The sequence below is a fragment of the Rhizobacter sp. P3_B12 genome (assembly GCF_056402895.1).
In genome coordinates, this window is sequence record NZ_JBFUGN010001099.1 from 1 (window position 1) to 1,917 (window position 1,917).

General features: G+C 64.5%; 3 protein-coding genes and 1 pseudogene. All 4 read left to right on the forward strand.

The genetic code is table 11. The features are described from left to right. The coding region (locus tag AC1D01_RS32545; protein WP_477873631.1) for an EF-Tu C-terminal domain-related protein at window positions 1-162 on the forward strand (162 nt) is incomplete at its 5' end. Window positions 163-274: 112 nt separating this feature from the next. Continuing rightward, window positions 275-589 (forward strand): 30S ribosomal protein S10, encoded by a 315-nt coding sequence (gene rpsJ / locus AC1D01_RS32550; protein ID WP_047506357.1) that lies wholly within the window; start codon window positions 275-277, stop codon window positions 587-589. Between the two features lie 216 nt (window positions 590-805). Further along, a pseudogene (rplC, locus tag AC1D01_RS32555) lies at window positions 806-1,474 on the forward strand (50S ribosomal protein L3); the annotation flags it as partial. Window positions 1,475-1,476: 2 nt separating this feature from the next. After that, window positions 1,477-1,917, forward strand: a 441-nt coding sequence (gene rplD / locus AC1D01_RS32560; RefSeq protein WP_477873630.1) for a 50S ribosomal protein L4, incomplete at its 3' end; no start/stop codon positions are given.

Here is a 1,917-nt window from a genome sequence, read left to right on the forward strand (position 1 = left end):
GTGGAACTGCCGAAGGACAAGGAAATGGTGATGCCTGGCGACAACGTGAGCATCACGGTGAAGCTGATCAACCCGATCGCGATGGAAGAAGGCCTGCGCTTCGCCATCCGTGAAGGCGGCCGCACCGTCGGCGCCGGCGTCGTCGCCAAGATCCTCGAATAAGGTGGAGTCACCGGTCGGCCGGGTGGGGTGCTTCGGCACCGCGCCCGCCGGCCACTCTCCCTCCATCGATTTCGCGGTCCGCGAGGACCGCACGCTCTTTTAGGAAACCGCTATGGCCACCAAGCAAAAGATCCGCATCCGCCTGAAGGCGTTCGACTACAAGCTGATCGACCAATCGGCGCTCGAGATCGTTGACACCGCGAAGCGCACCGGCGCGATCGTCAAGGGCCCGGTGCCCCTGCCGACGCGCATGCAGCGTTTCGACATCCTGCGTTCGCCGCACGTCAACAAGACCTCGCGCGACCAGTTCGAGATCCGCACCCATCAGCGCCTGATGGACATCGTCGATCCGACCGACAAGACCGTGGACGCGCTGATGAAGCTCGACCTGCCGGCCGGCGTCGACGTCGAGATCAAGCTGCAGTAATCGGCAAGGCCTGCGAGGAAGTGGTTGCGGCTTTGCCCGCAGCTGGCTAGAATCGCAGGCTTTCCGAAGTAGTCGGCCCAAAAGGGCCGGTTCGGCATTCGTCCCTCGGGGCGAGTTGCCACCAAGTCAGCCCGGCCAATCGATGTCGGGCATGTCAAACAAAGGCTTCCAAGCGCTCCCAGTTGTTGGGGGTGGCGCGGGGGCTGGAGAATATTCATGAGTCTTAGCGAACAAGTCGGTTTGCTGGGCCGCAAGGTGGGCATGATGCGCATCTTCACGGACGACGGCGATGCCGTTCCCGTGACGGTGCTCGATGTGTCGAACAACCGTGTCGTCCAGGTCAAGACCGAAGCCACCGACGGCTACAACGCCATTCAAGTGGCGTTCGGCGCGCGCAAAGCGTCGCGCGTCATCAAGCCGGCAGCCGGTCACTTTGCGAAAGCAGGTGTCGAAGCCGGTGAAGTCCTCAAGGAATTCCGCGTCACCGCCGACGTCGTTGCAGGCTTCAAGCCCGGCGCGCAGGTTCCGGTGACGACGTTTGCCGTGGGCCAGCTGGTGGACGTGCAAGGCACCTCCATCGGCAAGGGCTTCACGGGCACCATCAAGCGCCACAACTTCAGCTCGCAGCGCGCGTCGCACGGCAACAGCCGTTCGCACAACGTGCCGGGCTCGATCTCGATGGCGCAGGATCCGGGTCGCGTGTTCCCGGGCAAGAAGATGTCCGGCCAGATGGGCGATGTCACCAAGACCGTCCAGAACCTCGACGTCGTCCGCATCGACGAAGCCCGCCAGCTGCTGCTGGTCCGCGGCGCGGTGCCGGGCGCGAAGAACGGCCACGTGGTCGTGCGCCCCGGCATCAAGGTGAAAGCCAAGAAGGGAGCCAACYGATGCAACTCGAGCTCCTCAACGATCAAGGCCAGGCGACCTCCAAGGTCGACGCGCCCGACACCGTGTTCGCCCGTGACTACAACGAAGCCCTGGTCCACCAGGTCGTCGTCGCATTCCAGGCCAACGCCCGCCAAGGCACGCGCGCCCAGAAGGATCGCGCCGTCGTGAAGCACTCGACGAAGAAGCCGTGGCGCCAGAAGGGCACGGGCCGCGCCCGTGCCGGCATGACCTCGTCGCCGCTGTGGCGCGGGGGCGGCCGGATCTTCCCGAACAGCCCGGACGAGAACTTCACGCACAAGGTCAACAAGAAGATGTACCGCGCCGGCATGGCCGCCATCTTCTCGCAGCTGGCCCGTGAAGGCCGTGTCGCGGTGGTCGATTCGATCACCGTCGACTCGCCGAAGACCAAGCAGCTCGCCGCCAAGTTCAAGGCCATGGGC